The 13,921-nt window shown below is 35.0% G+C and carries 13 protein-coding genes and 1 pseudogene; 13 read left to right on the plus strand and 1 reads right to left on the minus strand.

Annotated features, from left to right (window positions below; genetic code table 11):
- Positions 1-123: 123 nt before the first annotated feature.
- Positions 124-1,734 (plus strand): ATP-binding protein, encoded by a 1,611-nt coding sequence (locus tag MHB74_RS02950; protein ID WP_081110163.1) that lies wholly within the window; start codon positions 124-126, stop codon positions 1,732-1,734.
- Positions 1,734-2,426, plus strand: a complete 693-nt coding sequence (locus MHB74_RS02955) for a response regulator (protein ID WP_061677005.1) — start codon at positions 1,734-1,736, stop codon at positions 2,424-2,426. The genes MHB74_RS02950 and MHB74_RS02955 overlap by 1 nt, the downstream gene beginning before the upstream one ends.
- Positions 2,427-2,469: 43 nt before the next feature.
- Here the strand turns inward: MHB74_RS02955 and MHB74_RS02960 are convergent, their stop codons facing one another.
- A complete protein-coding gene (locus MHB74_RS02960) occupies positions 2,470-3,774 on the minus strand; it encodes a CitMHS family transporter (RefSeq protein WP_061677004.1) in 1,305 nt (434 codons plus the stop codon).
- A gap of 253 nt (positions 3,775-4,027) precedes the next feature.
- Between MHB74_RS02960 and MHB74_RS02965 the strand changes: the two genes are divergently transcribed.
- The 11 genes and pseudogenes from MHB74_RS02965 to tnpB all read left to right on the plus strand — a co-directional run bounded on the left by MHB74_RS02965 (position 4,028) and on the right by tnpB (position 13,856).
- A complete protein-coding gene (locus MHB74_RS02965) occupies positions 4,028-4,282 on the plus strand; it encodes a hypothetical protein (protein ID WP_000857649.1) in 255 nt (84 codons plus the stop codon).
- A gap of 131 nt (positions 4,283-4,413) precedes the next feature.
- A complete protein-coding gene (locus MHB74_RS02970) occupies positions 4,414-4,917 on the plus strand; it encodes a nitrous oxide reductase accessory protein NosL (protein WP_061677003.1) in 504 nt (167 codons plus the stop codon).
- Between the two features lie 293 nt (positions 4,918-5,210).
- Positions 5,211-6,047, plus strand: coding sequence for an ankyrin repeat domain-containing protein (locus MHB74_RS02975; protein ID WP_141658048.1), 837 nt, complete (start codon positions 5,211-5,213; stop codon positions 6,045-6,047).
- 163 nt (positions 6,048-6,210) lie between these two features.
- A complete protein-coding gene (locus MHB74_RS02980; RefSeq protein WP_061677002.1) occupies positions 6,211-6,891 on the plus strand; it encodes a GNAT family N-acetyltransferase in 681 nt (226 codons plus the stop codon).
- 307 nt (positions 6,892-7,198) lie between these two features.
- Complete coding sequence (locus MHB74_RS02985; RefSeq protein WP_061677001.1) at positions 7,199-7,765, plus strand: glycerol-3-phosphate responsive antiterminator; 567 nt, start codon at positions 7,199-7,201, stop codon at positions 7,763-7,765.
- A complete protein-coding gene (locus MHB74_RS02990; protein WP_061677000.1) occupies positions 7,762-8,859 on the plus strand; it encodes an ABC transporter ATP-binding protein in 1,098 nt (365 codons plus the stop codon). The genes MHB74_RS02985 and MHB74_RS02990 overlap by 4 nt, the downstream gene beginning before the upstream one ends.
- Positions 8,859-9,791, plus strand: a complete 933-nt coding sequence (locus MHB74_RS02995; RefSeq protein ID WP_061676999.1) for a carbohydrate ABC transporter permease — start codon at positions 8,859-8,861, stop codon at positions 9,789-9,791. Before MHB74_RS02990 ends, MHB74_RS02995 begins: the two co-directional genes overlap by 1 nt.
- Entirely contained in the window at positions 9,788-10,609 is an 822-nt protein-coding gene (locus tag MHB74_RS03000) for a carbohydrate ABC transporter permease (RefSeq protein ID WP_061676998.1), read from the plus strand. Before MHB74_RS02995 ends, MHB74_RS03000 begins: the two co-directional genes overlap by 4 nt.
- A gap of 21 nt (positions 10,610-10,630) precedes the next feature.
- Positions 10,631-12,007 (plus strand): ABC transporter substrate-binding protein, encoded by a 1,377-nt coding sequence (locus tag MHB74_RS03005; protein ID WP_061676997.1) that lies wholly within the window; start codon positions 10,631-10,633, stop codon positions 12,005-12,007.
- A gap of 403 nt (positions 12,008-12,410) precedes the next feature.
- Positions 12,411-12,515, plus strand: a pseudogene (locus MHB74_RS03010) (serine/threonine protein phosphatase); the annotation flags it as partial.
- A gap of 222 nt (positions 12,516-12,737) precedes the next feature.
- Positions 12,738-13,856: an IS200/IS605 family element RNA-guided endonuclease TnpB gene (gene tnpB, locus MHB74_RS03015; RefSeq protein WP_340843845.1), complete on the plus strand. Its 1,119-nt coding sequence runs from the start codon at positions 12,738-12,740 to the stop codon at positions 13,854-13,856.
- Positions 13,857-13,921 lie beyond the last annotated feature (65 nt).

Genomic DNA, 13,921 nt, shown 5'->3' on the forward strand with positions numbered 1-13,921 from the left:
TGTACTTCGTTTCTTTTTTTATGAAGATAAAAATAAAGAAATATAGAGTAACCGTGTTATGATTAGGTGTAATTACAAAAGACTGTAAATTCTTTAAATTCCATCTTTAATTATGTTAGGGGAATGGTTTTGAAATTTAAAAAGTTAAAACTACAACCGAGAATTACATTAACAATTAGTACACTTATTCTAGTCGTACTTCTATTAACAAGTTATTTATTTTATTACATATTGTCTGAAACGGTAGAAGAGCAAATTGGTAAACGGGCTTTGCATGTTGCGAAAACAGTTGCTGCTATACCTGAAATAACGGAAGCTTTTCAAAAAGAAAATCCAGCTTCTATTATTCAGCCAATTGCAGAAAAAATTCGAATTGATACAGATGCTGATTTTATTGTAGTTGGAAACAAAGAGGGGATTCGATATGCACATCCTAAGCGAGATAAAATAGGAGAAGAAATGGTTGGTGGAGATAACGAAGGGGTTCTATTAGAAGGGAAATCGTATGTTTCGAGAGCAACTGGATCATTAGGCCCTTCATTACGTGGAAAAGTTCCAATCCGTAATCAGGAAAATGAAATTATTGGCGTGGTGTCTGTTGGATTTTCAATGGATGATATTCATGGAGCCGTAGAAGTGTATGGAAAGCGCGTATTTTGGATTACAATAATCGGTCTTTTAATTGGAATAATTGGCTCTATATATTTAGCGGGAAGTATAAAAAGAATGATGTTTGGGATGGAGCCAGAAGAAATTTCATCTTTATACGAAGAGCATAGTACAGTGATTCAATCTGTACGTGAAGGGATTATTGTTATTGATCAAAATGGCATGATTAGTTTAGTCAACCAAGCGGCTTATGATATTCTTTCGCTAGATAAACAACGAAATATTATTGGAGAATTTATTTTAAATGTAATTCCTAATTCAACAATACTAGATGTATTTCAAACTGGTGAAGAACAGTTTGATCGTCAATTAAATATAAAAGGGCAGGCTGTGATTGCGAACCGTCTACCTATTAAAGTAAAGAATAAAGTAACTGGCGTTGTATCGAGCTTACGTTTGAAATCTGAAATGGATCAATTAACAGCAGAATTATCTCAGACGAAGCAATATACAGAGGCATTACGAGCGCAAACACATGAATATAACAATTTGTTGTATACGCTTTCAGGTCTTATTCAGTTAGAATCATATGAGGATGCTTTAGAGCTTATTCATAAGGAAACAGCGGTATATCAAGATTTTGTTCAATTTATTATGAAGCGAATTCAAAATCCGTGGTTAGGTGGGATTTTAATTGGATTCTATAATAGAGCGCGAGAGTTAAAGATTGATTTTATGCTAGATCGAGAAAGTAGCTTAGATAAATTAAGTCCGCACATTGAGAGTAATTATGTCGTTTCTATTTTAGGAAATTTAATTACGAATGCATTTGAAGCAATTGAGAGAAATGAAGAGAATGATAAGAAGGTAAGAATGTTTGTAACTGATATTGGAGAAGAAATAGTAATTGAAGTGGAAGATTCAGGACAGGGGATCCATGATGAAGTCATTACTAGTATATTCTATAAAGGCTTCTCGACGAAAGAAGGCGGGAAGCGAGGTTATGGATTAGCAAAAGTGAAAGAGCTAGTAGAAGATTTAAATGGAAGTATTGCAATCGAAAAAGGGGATTTAGGTGGTGCATTATTTATTATCGCATTACCAAAAGAGAGAGGCGAATTGTAATGGGTGAGGAGATTGAAGTATTGATTGTAGAAGATGATATTCGAATTGCGGACATTCATCGTCGTTTTACTGAAAAGGTTGGGGGCTTTAAAGTAATTGGAACAGCAACGACTGGAGAACAAGCGAAAGAATGGCTAGATCTTGTGAAGCCGCAGCTCGTTTTATTAGATGTGTATTTACCTGATATGCAAGGAACGGAACTTGTCACATATATTAGGCATAATTTACATGATACAGATATTATTATGATTACAGCTGCATCGGAAACAGATGTAGTGAGGCACGCTTTACGAGGCGGAGTAACAGATTATATCGTAAAGCCACTTATGTTTGATCGATTTAAGGCGAGTTTGGAAAGTTATCAAAAAAAGATTGTGCAGTTGAAGAAAAATAATCAATTATCTACAGAACAAATAGAACATTTATGGTCTCAAAGAGGCGTAAAAGGAACTGAAATAGAATATGCGCCGAAAGGGATCGATCCTTTAACTTTAGCAAAAATAAAAAAGCATATGTTAATAGTGAATGAAGAAGGAATTACAGCAGAAGTGTTAAGTACAATGGTAGGAGTAAGCAGGTCAACAGCGAGGCGTTATTTAGAGTATTTAATATCTGGAAAGAGAGTTTATGCGGAGCTTACATATGGGAGTGTAGGGAGACCGGAGAGACGGTATTTTCTTGTTTCTTCATAATAGAAAAAGAGTAGAGGATATATGTCCTCTACTCTTTTTTATCTTATATTGGAATAATCCCAATTACAATTCCAGTAATCAACATCACCATTGTTGTTCCAACTGCCCACAATAAAGTGAAGCGTTGATGTTCACCAAAATCAACTTTGGCCATTCCGACTAATAAATAAGTGGATGCGACAAGAGGGCTTAATAAGTGAACAGGTTGACCAAGTAAAGAAGCACGTCCCATTTCGGCTGCACTAATTCCGTAAGCAGCGGCAGCTTTCGTTAAAATAGGTAATACGCCGAAGTAAAATGCATCATTAGACATGAAAAATGTGAACGGCATACTAAGAAGAGCTGTAATAATTGGTAGTTGTGGTCCAAGAGCGTCTGGTATAAGAGTGACTACACTTTGAGCCATTGCATCTACCATTTTTGTTCCTGATAAAATACCAGTGAAAATTCCAGCGGCAAATACGAGAGAAACAACCGCTAATACGTTTCCTGCGTGAGAAGCAATACGTTCTTTCTGTTGTTCTAAGTTCGGATAGTTAAGCATAACAGCAATCGCGAAAGCAATTGTAAATAAAACAGGTAACGGCATAACTTCTAGTATAAGGAAAACAAGTAAGGTAACAGTTAATAAAAAGTTAATCCATAGAAGCTTAGGGCGTTTATGAACGGCAGCTTCTACTGTGGCAGCTTGCTCATCCATCGTTTGCATTTGTTTTAAATATTGTACATCCATAATGCCTAAACGTTTTCTTTCTTTTTTGCCAAGATAGTAAGCAACGAAAACGACCCAAATTGCACCAGCGATCATTCCTGGTATAAGTGGTGTAAAGAGTTCTGATGCGTCTAGTCCAAGAGCACTCATAACCCGAGCTGTCGGTCCGCCCCACGGTGTAAGATTTGTTACTCCTGCTCCTAACATAACAACCCCAGCTAATATAAGTGGATTCATTCCAAGGCGTTTATATAGTGGGTACATTGCGGAAACAGTAATCATATACGTTGTTGTTCCATCCCCATCTAATGAAACAATAATCGTAAGAATCGCTGTACCAACAACAATTTTTAAAGGATCTCCTTTTACAAATTTCAAAATCCTACTAATGACAGGATCGAATAAACCGCTATCAATCATAATTCCAAAATACAAAATAGCAAACATAAGCATAATACCAGTAGGTGCTAGTTTTTGAATCCCTTCTAACATCATAGGTCCCATATTTGCATAAAAACCGCCAATTAATGCGAAAGTAATTGGAATTAATATTAATGCTACTAGTGCTGACATACGTTTCGTCATAATTAAAAACATAAAGACAAATACCATCGCAAATCCAAGTAGTGCTAACATGTAATCTCCCCCTTAAAAATGATTGCGCTTTCAAAATGTAATGAAAATTCAGATAAAATGTTTTTTGTTTATCATAAAATCAATCATTCAAATGGTAAATAATTTGAAAAATAACATCATTAGAAGCATAATTTTTATTTTGGTCATTTTGTTCACAGGAGTTAATTTGAATTTTTAAAAAGTAAGCTGCTCTCCGTAAGAATGGTAGAATAAGATGAAAATATTGAAGTGTGAAATAGGGAGTAGATTTTATATGAAAACGAGAATGGAAGAGATTTATAGTTCTTATGAAGGAAAAGTAGAAGAGATTTTTGTTAAAGAATCTTCTTACGTATATGAGTGGGAAAAATTAATGATGATCCGAAAAAATAACGGTGAACTTGAAAAAGTTGCGATCGGTATTAGTGGAAATATAAGGTTAGTAAATGTAGTTGTTGGACAGCAAATTAATACAGATACATTATTAGTTAAGTTAGAAGATGATTTATTAATTACAGGTTGTGAATGATGAGAGATGTGTAGATATGACTACACATCTTTTTTGTTCCATATATTACAAAAAGAACATTGTTTTTTCACAAATCTCACACAAGTTTTTGATATTCTCCTAGTGGAAGATACGGTTAGGGAGGAAATAAAATGAGAACAAAGTATGTGATGCTTGCTATATGCTTATTCCTTGTCTTTACAATAGTAGGATGTGGTAAGAAACGAGCAGAGGCTGTGGCAATTGATGAGAAACATGATAAATGTGATATTTGCCAAATTGGGGTAATGGATAATCAATTTGCAACAGAAGTTATTTTAGAAAATGGAAAAGCGTTAAAGTTTGATGATATCGGTTGTATGTATAAATGGATGGAGATTAATCCAGGAGAAAAGACGAAAGAAAAATTTGTTCGCGATTATGATTCGAAAGAGTGGATTTCATTAGAAGATGCGACTTACGTATATGATAAAACAATAACGACACCGATGGCTTATAATGTTATTTCATTTGAAAGTAAAAAGGATGCAGAGAATTTTGTGTCTAACTATAAAGGAAAAGTTCTTTCATATAAAGAGCTAGCAGCGCATAAATGGGAAATGAATAAAGAGATGATGGGGAACCCGAAAAAGGGAAATCACGGTGGGCACCATTAATAATAAAAAAAGACAACTACATAGTTGTCTTTTTTTATTATTACTCAGGTGCAAATATAGAAAAGGTGTCAAATTTTTAGAAGAACGGTTACAATGGAATATAGTAACCTAAAGCAATTATGTATGTACTTTTTAGAAATGTATACAAATGCGGTAAAATCGTGCTAAACTAATTGCTGCGCTAATATAGGTTGAGAAACGTAGATATAAGTTTAGATAATCCGATTAAAGAAGGAATATAAAGGGCTTATGGATAAATGTAATCAAGAAGAGTTATTGTATGTGATGGAGGAATGGTTAAGAAAACATTATCTTTCATAGGAGCTGTAGTTGTGAGAAAACAAAAAATTTTATTATGTATGTTATTAGGATTTTTAATGACGGTAGTGGCTTGCGATAAGCAAGAGGAGCCAGAATCGAAACCGGTTCATGTGAAAAATGAAAAGAAAAAAGAAAAGCATAAAGAACAGGAAGAACCTAAAGAAGAAAAAAGTATAAATTTAATGGACAAACAGTTGCTACTTTCTGCGACTCTTGGAGACACGGAAACAGCTATGAAGTTGATTCAAGATGGAGCCAATATAAACGTAGAAGGTGACAATGGAGAAACGCCAATCCTTGCAGCAACGTATCAAAATCATGTAGAGACAGTTAAAGCGTTAATTGGTGCAGGGGCTAATATTGAAAGTAAAGACGAGAAACAAAGTAATCCATTTCTTTATGCAAGTAGAGAAGGCTATACTGACATTGTAAAGCTATTAATTAATGCAGGGGTTAATACGAAAGAAATTACTAAATCAGGTGGAACAGCACTCATTTCTGCATCTGAACGTGGCCATGTAGAGGTCGTAAAAGAGTTATTAGAGCATACGGATATTGATGTGAATTATAGAAATGCTCGTGGTGGAACAGCTTTAGTAGAAGCAATCGTATTAGGAAATGGTAGTGAAAGCCATAAGAAAGTAATTCAAATGCTTATTGACCACGGGGCAGATGTAAATATGGCCAATAAGGAAAATGTTACACCACTGCAATATGCTGAAAAAAGAGGTTTTAAAGATATTGCAAATATGTTGAGGGTAGCTGGAGCGAATGAAGTAATGCAGCCACAACCACAACCGGTGGAATAACAAAACAAAGAAATAAAAAGTACGAAATAATCTCATTTAGATAGACAGAATGAAGAAGTCATTTAGTATGGTGGATTCAGTAATGTGTATTTAAATGGGATTTTTATTTTGGGCATGAAAAATAGATTATGAATGGTATATGGAGTAACTAAGGAGGATATAAATGAGGCTCTCAGAACTTGATTTAATAGCAATTCAGGTAGAGGTTTTATTTGTTCATAATCAAGTAGGAAAAATGAAATATGTAAATGAACAAGGAAATCCAAAAGCACCACGCTTTTTTCTTGGCGGAACTCGTGAAGGTAGTATAACGAGATATCATTGTGATCTGGATGATGAAACGGTAGGTCAGATTGAGAAATTAATTCGAGAACCTTCAAATCATATAGAATTAGCTAAGATCATTGATGTATTAAATGAAGAAAGAACAGTAAAAAATATTTGGATGGGCACTGCTTTCATGTTCTCTAATAATTTACATAAGCCAACTAGAACAATACAGATAACAGAGAAGAATAAAGAGCTTTTGCGAGAAAATTTTCCTAATCTAATAGAACAGATGGAGTGGAGGCAACCTTACTTTGCAATTGTAAAAAATGAAAAGGTAGTTTCTATATGTTGCAGTGCTAGGAGTACGCCTGTAGCTGCTGAGGCGAGTGTGGAAACTTTAGCGGAGTTTCAAGGGAATGGATATGGTGCTGATGTTGTTACAGACTGGGCGATATCAATACAAGAAGAAAAACGCATTCCACTTTATAGTACTTCTTGGGATAATTATGCTTCACAAGCAGTTGCGAGAAAACTAAAACTGATTAACTATGGAATGAATTTGCATATCACTTAAATTTTAAAAATAGTTGTTTGCTGTTGGGGTTCATTCGTATATTTAGATTATTGTTAAAAAAATATGGTGAATATTAACATTCGATTAACACCTAATTAACAATCTATCAAAACTGACTTAATAAATGCGTAATATAGTAAAGGTAACAGAATAACTAGGGTAGAGAACATTTGAGAACACCCGCTTACATATAACGTGCCACTTTCTTAGGTGTGCTCTATTTCCTAGAGTTCAAATAAGGAGAAAGGTGTTCTATGTAAGTAGGTGTTTTTAGTTTGGATAAAAATAGAAAAGCTAGGTGGAATAAATGTTCAAAGAACCTTATATTGCGATGATAAAGGATTGGAAAGGGTACAAAACATACAAAAAATTACCGAAAACAGTTTTTCTTATGACTGGTTCAATGCTGGAGTTACCAGAGCGTGTATATGAATTACAGAAACATGGACATGATGTATTTCTTCATTGTGATTTTATACAAGGTTTAAATACAAATACAGAGGAAGCCCTTTTGTATATTCAAGATGTTATTGGGGCGCAAGGCATTATTTCAACAAAAGGCTCGACAATTCGAAATGCTAATAAAATTGGATTAAAAACGATTCAACGCATTTTTATTGTTGATACTTTGTCTCTTACAAAATCAATTGAGAATTGTAAAACGACTAAACCGAATGCGGTAGAGATTATGCCTGGTATTATGCCTTCCATTATTAAGCAGTTAGCAGAGGAAATAGAGTTTCCTATTATTGCAGGCGGACTAATTCAAACACGAGAAGATGCGGAAATTGCTATTCGTGCAGGAGCAAGTGCGATTTCAACGAGTCATTATGAAGTATGGATACAAGAAGAAAAAAGGAGTGCAATCTTGTGATTGAATTGAAAAATGTTTCAAAGGTGTATAAAAATGCGGAAGAGATAGCGGTTAAAGGTGTATCGGTTCACATTAAGAAGGGCGAGTTTTTTGTTTTAGTTGGACCTTCAGGATGTGGGAAAAGTACACTATTACGAATGATCGCTGGTTTAGAAGAGATTTCTTCGGGAGATTTAATTATTAATGAACATGTTGCAAATGATTTAGAGCCGAAAGACCGTAATCTATCAATGGTATTTCAAAATTATGCACTATATCCACACTTATCTGTAGAAGAAAACATTTTATTCGGACTTAAGGTAAGAAAAATACAAAAAGAAGAGCGACAAAAGCGATTAATGGAAGCAATTGAAATGGTAGGACTGAAAGAGTATGTAAAAATGAAGCCAGGACAGTTATCAGGGGGACAAAGACAGCGTGTGGCACTTGCTAGGGCGATCGTGAGTCAAGCACCGATCTGTTTAATGGATGAACCACTTTCAAATTTAGATGCGAAATTACGTGCGCAAATGAGGATTGAAATTAGAGAAATTCAGCAACGTCTAGGAATTACAATGATTTATGTTACTCATGATCAAATAGAAGCGATGACTATGGGAGATCGTATCATGGTCTTAAATAAAGGAAGTATACAGCAAGTTGGAACACCGCTTGATATATATAACGAACCCGCGAATGAATTTGTTGCAAGTTTTATAGGTTCTCCTTCGATGAATATAAATGATGGGGAAGTGGACAAAGAAAAAGGCGTATTACATATAGGACAATTGCAAGTTCCGTTATCTATAGGACAGTTAAAGCGATTACCAGAAGGAACTATTCGAATAGGTATGCGTCCTGAACATATTGCACTGTCTGAGGAAGGGCAAGAAGTGACGCTACAATCTGTGGAAGTATTAGGGAATGAATCTATATTAAATTTCGCAGTAAATGGAACAATTTGGAGTGCGAAAGTCATTGGACAGCTACTCCTGAACAAAGGTGACAAAGTAAAATTATTATTCTCGCAAGAAAAGTTATGCTTCTTTCACCAAAATACGAATGAACGGTTAAAAGTGGTAGCTGAAGAAGAGTTGAAAGTGGTGGCGAAATAATGATTGAAGTAGGTAAGTTACCAGCTCAAGCAAAAGTGTCAAAAAAGAAGAATTTATGGAGTAGAACGAAAGATTTAAGAGTAGGATTATTGTTTTTGGCGCCATCTATTTTACTGTTTTCAATTTTTCTTTTCTATCCATTATTTAGAACGATCTACTATAGTTTTTATTTAACAGATATACACGGAGAAGCTAATCTTTTTGTTGGCTTAGAAAATTATCAATACCTATTTTCTGATCCTGCTTTCTACAAGAGTATAAAGTCAACTTTATTATTTGTTGTATATACAGTGCCGACGAGTATTATAATCGCTTTATTTCTTGCATTGATTGCAAATGGAAAAGTAAGGGGTGTTGGGTTATTCCGTGTGTTATTTTCTTCCACTATGGGAATATCAGTAGCTGCTAGTGCGGTGATTTGGCTATTTTTGTTTCATCCAAGTGTAGGGTTATTTAATAATATATTAGCCTCTATGAATCTACCTGCAATCGCATGGTTAACGAGTCCAGATTGGGCGTTGTTCTCTGTATCGGTTACAACGGTTTGGGTGAATACAGGATTTGCATTTTTAGTTATATTAGGTGGTTTACAAAATATTGATACGTCTTTATATGAGAGTGCATCAATAGATGGTGCTAGCTATTTATATAAGCTTCGTCGTGTTACATTACCGATGCTATCACCAACTTTATTCTTTATCGTGACAGTAACGTTAATTAGTGCGTTTCAAAGCTTTGGACAAATTGATATTTTAACGCACGGTGGGCCAAATGATGCAACGAATTTAATTGTGTATTCGATTTATAAAGAGGCATTTGTGAATCATCAATTTGGAACAGCAAGTGCACAAGCGATGGTATTATTTATTTTCATTTTCATTGCTACATTACTTCAATTCAAGTTTGCTGAGAGAAAGGTGCATTATAAATGATCGTTAAACAGTGGAAACAAAATTTCCTATTATACATGCTGCTCATTATTAGTGCAGTAATGGTATTTTTTCCTGTACTCTATGCGTTTTTAATAAGCTTTATGACACCAGATGATATTCAAATGAGAAGGTTATTTCCGACCCAATTTACTTTTGATAATTTTATTAATATCTTTCAAAAAGTACCGCTGTTTACATACCTATATAACAGTTTAATCGTATCAACAGTCGTTATGATTGGACAACTTATCGTATCAAGTTTAGCGGCTTATGCTTTTGTCTTTCTTCAGTTTAAAGGAAGAAACCTTATTTTCTTCCTGTTTATTTCAACGATGCTTATTCCGTGGGAAGCGACGATGGTACCTAACTTTTTAACGATTCAAAACTTTGGTTGGATCAATAGTTTTGCTGGGATGACAGTGCCGTTTTTTGCAACAGCTTTCGGTATTTTCTTACTCCGTCAACATTTTATGACGCTTCCGAATGAACTGAAAGAAGCTGCTTTTATTGAAGGAATTGGAAATGTAAGGTTTTTATTTCGCGTCGTAATTCCGTATTGTAAAACGAGTTTTATTACGCTTGGAGTATATAGCTTTTTAACAACATGGAATATGTACTTATGGCCACTCTTAGTGACCACTGATGAAAAAGTGAGAACAGTCCAAATTGGTATAAAGCAGCTTCAGTCTCAAGAAGTTGCAACTGATTGGGGAAGTGTAATGGCCGGTGTTACGGTTATTGTAATTCCAACATTGATTTTACTATTTGTAGGGCAAAAGCAATTACAACAAGGGTTAACAAAAGGTGCAATTAAATAACGAAGAGAAGGTGAATGTAAAATGAATTTAGTTAAAAAAGGTGCTGCTCTATTAATGGCAGCAACAATGGCATTATCTAGTGCCGCTTGTTCAAATAGTAAAACGGAGGGGAAACCTGAAGCACAGGCAAAAGTAGCACCAGTTGAAAAAAATGGTGATAAAACTGTAATTCGTTTCTGGCACGCAATGGGTGGAAAAACACAAGGTGTATTAGATGGGCTTGTTGCAGACTATAATAAATCGCAGAATAAATACGAGATAAAGGCAGAATTCCAAGGGACATATGAAGAGTCTTTAACGAAATTTAGAACGATGTCTGCAACGAAAGAAGCACCAGCGCTTGTTCAATCGAGTGAAATTACAACGAAATATATGATTGATAGCAAAAAGATTACGCCAATTGATAGTTGGATAAAAAAAGATAAGTATGATACTTCAAAGTTGGAAAAAGCAATTACAAATTATTATTCAGTTGATGGGAAAATGTATTCTATGCCATTTAATTCATCTACACCAGTATTAATTTATAATAAAGATGCTTTTGCAAAGGCGGGCTTAGATCCAGAAAAAGCTCCGAAAACGTATACGGAATTACAAGAAGCAGCGAAAAAGTTAACGATTAAAGAAGGCGGAAATGTAAAACAATATGGATTCTCAATGCTGAATTATGGTTGGTTCTTTGAAGAATTGTTAGCGACACAAGGAGCTTTATATGTAGATAATGAAAATGGTCGTAAAGATGCTGCAAAGAAGGCGGTATTTAACGGTAAAGAAGGACAAAAAGTATTTGGAATGTTAGATGAATTAAATAAAGCTGGTGCACTTGGAAAGTATGGAGCAAGTTGGGATGATATTCGTGCCGCGTTCCAGTCTGGACAAGTTGCTATGTATTTAGATTCTTCAGCGGGTGTTCGCGACTTAATTGATGCATCTAAGTTTAATGTAGGCGTGTCGTATATTCCGTATCCAGAGGATTCGAAACAAAATGGCGTTGTTATTGGTGGAGCATCATTATGGATGACGAATATGGTTTCAGAAGAAACACAACAAGGTGCTTGGGACTTTATGAAATATTTAACGAAGCCAGACGTACAAGCAAAATGGCATACTGCAACAGGCTATTTCTCTATTAATCCAGATGCATACAATGAACCGTTAGTAAAAGAGCAATATGAAAAATATCCACAGCTAAAAGTAACAGTAGAACAATTACAAGCGACGAAGCAATCTCCAGCAACTCAAGGGGCATTAATTAGTGTATTCCCAGAATCACGAGATGCAGTTGTAAAAGCATTAGAAGCAATGTATGACGGAAAGAATAGTAAAGAAGCGTTAGATGAGGCTGCAAAAGCAACAGATAGAGCAATTAGTATTTCAGCTCGTACGAGTCAAAAATAAGAGAAAGCCGTATCCCAAAAGGATACGGTTTTCTTTACAAGGAGATAAGGGATCAAAAAAATGAAGAAGTCTTATCTCTTTTATATGAGTAAAGAGTCTAGAATGAATCTTGTCCTTTTCATTATTTGTTTAACTCCATTGCAACTTGTTTGCCATTTACGAAAACCTCTGCCACCGCTACTACAACTTCCATCACTTTTTTCATTTCTCATCTCTCCTTGTTTTTTTGTTTCATTTCTTACTTTTAGTATAAGGAAATATAGCAATTGCAACTATCGAATTGGATGACAAGAGACTTACATTGTTGTAAGGATAATAGTTTAGTTTGTAATAAATGTGATTTGGAATTACAGTTCGTAACTTTCTGACGTTTTGAACTATAATTAGAAAGGGGAGGGATAATATGAAAAGAATTCTTGTTATTAGTGATATTCATGGAGAAATAAAAAAGTTTGAACAGTTATTGGAAGAAGCTCAATACGATGCGAGACAAGATCAATTGATTTTATCAATTTAGCCAAGAAGACTCCTTCCTCAAGGAGCGTGAAGGACGTAGTCCAGCGAGTAGGTGGGAGATGAATTGGCTTCGAACAAGAGATGACAGGAGGGCATCTTAATTGTTCGACATATGTAAAGTGTTACCAGACAATTTGTAATAATCACTTCACTATCAATCGAATGTACGTTTGGTATATGATAGACATATATCGAAATGGAGGTGAAACGAAGGATGATTAATAAAGCGTATAAATTTCGTATCTATCCAAATAAAGCACAAGCGATCCTAATTAATAAAACGATTGGTTGTTCTCGTTTTGTATTCAATCACTTCCTATCTTTATGGGATAATGCATACAAAGAAACAGGAAAAGGTTTGACATATGGTACATGCTCTGCCAAACTTCCTGTCATGAAGAAAGAGTTTGTTTGGCTAAAAGAAGTGGATAGTATTGCTATTCAATCGTCTGTTCGCAACCTTGCGGATGCTTACACACGCTTTTTTAAAAAACAAAACAGTGCCCCGCGTTTCAAATCTAAAAAGAACAACGTACAATCTTATACCACAAAACAAACAAATGAAAACATTGCTGTTGTGGGAAACAAAATGAAATTGCCGAAACTAGGTCTTGTTCGATTTGCCAAAAGTCGTGAAGTAAAGGGACGTATTTTAAATGCTACGGTTAGACGGAACCCTTCTGGTAGATATTTTGTGTCATTGTTAGTTGAAACAGAAGTACAAGAACTTCCGAAAACACATTCTTATATTGGAATGGATGTAGGATTAAAAGATTTCGCCATTTTGTCAGATGGAACAACCTATAAAAACCCTAAATTTTTTCGCTCATTGGAAGAGAAGTTGGCAAAAGCACAGCGTGTTCTTTCTAGAAGAATGAAAGGATCTTCTCGCTGGAATAAACAACGAGTAAGGGTAGCTAGAATTCATGAATACATAGCTAATGCTAGAAAAGATTACTTGGACAAAATCTCAACTGAAATCATCAAAAACCACGATGTTATCGGTATAGAAGATTTACAAGTATCGAATATGTTAAAAAATCATAAGTTAGCAAAAGCGATTAGTGAAGTATCTTGGTCACAATTTAGAACGTTGCTAGAATACAAGGCAAAATGGTATGGAAAACAAGTCATTCCGGTATCCAAAACATTTGCTTCAAGCCAATTATGTTCTTGTTGTGGGTATCAAAATAAAGACGTTAAGACTCTAAATCTTCGTGAATGGGATTGTCCTGAGTGCAATAGTCATCACGACAGAGATATTAACGCAAGTATCAATCTTAAAAATGAAGCTTTAAGGCTTCTAACCGTAGGAACTACGGGGATAGCCTAATGAATTAGAAGCCACTAGGCTTCTGTACTTAGGAATCTCCCACTTCAAACAGTCCGTAAGGACGT

It is taken from the genome of Bacillus sp. FSL K6-0069 (assembly GCF_038007785.1).
GTDB classification, from domain to species: domain Bacteria; phylum Bacillota; class Bacilli; order Bacillales; family Bacillaceae_G; genus Bacillus_A; species Bacillus_A mobilis.